The following is a 675-nucleotide window of genomic DNA, read 5'->3' on the forward strand; positions in this document are numbered from 1 at the left end:
GACGCCCGCGCCGACGGTACGACCGCCTTCACGAATGGCGAAGCGCAGCTTCTCTTCCATGGCGATCGGGACGATCAGCTCAACATCAACCGAGATGTTGTCGCCCGGCATCACCATCTCGACGCCTTCCGGCAGCGTTACCACACCCGTCACGTCGGTCGTGCGGAAGTAGAACTGCGGACGGTAGTTCGTGAAGAACGGCGTGTGACGACCGCCTTCTTCCTTGGTCAGGATGTAGGCCTCGGCCTTGAATACCGTATGCGGCATCACGGAACCGGGCTTGCAAAGGATCTGACCGCGCTCAACGCCTTCACGGTCGATACCGCGAAGAAGAGCACCGATATTGTCGCCAGCCTGGCCCTGATCGAGCAGCTTGCGGAACATTTCGACGCCGGTGCAGGTCGACTTGACGGTCGGGCGAATGCCGACGATCTCGACTTCTTCACCAACCTTGACGATGCCGCGCTCGACGCGACCGGTCACAACCGTACCACGACCCGAGATCGAGAAAACGTCTTCGATCGGCATCAGGAACGGCAGGTCAACCGGACGCTCCGGCTGCGGGATGTAGGTGTCGACAGCGGTCATCAGCTCGAGGATCGCGTCTTCGCCCAGCTTGGCGTCGCCATCGTTGAGAGCGACAACAGCCGAACCCTTGACGATCGGCAGATCGTC

The 675-nt window shown here is 61.0% G+C and carries 1 protein-coding gene; it reads right to left on the bottom strand.

Features of this window, described 5'->3' with window-relative positions:
* The coding region (locus OSH12_RS26195; protein WP_266346580.1) for an EF-Tu C-terminal domain-related protein at positions 1-675 on the bottom strand (675 nt) is incomplete at both ends.

The organism is Kaistia terrae (assembly GCF_026344005.1).
Lineage (GTDB): Bacteria > Pseudomonadota > Alphaproteobacteria > Rhizobiales > Kaistiaceae > Kaistia > Kaistia terrae.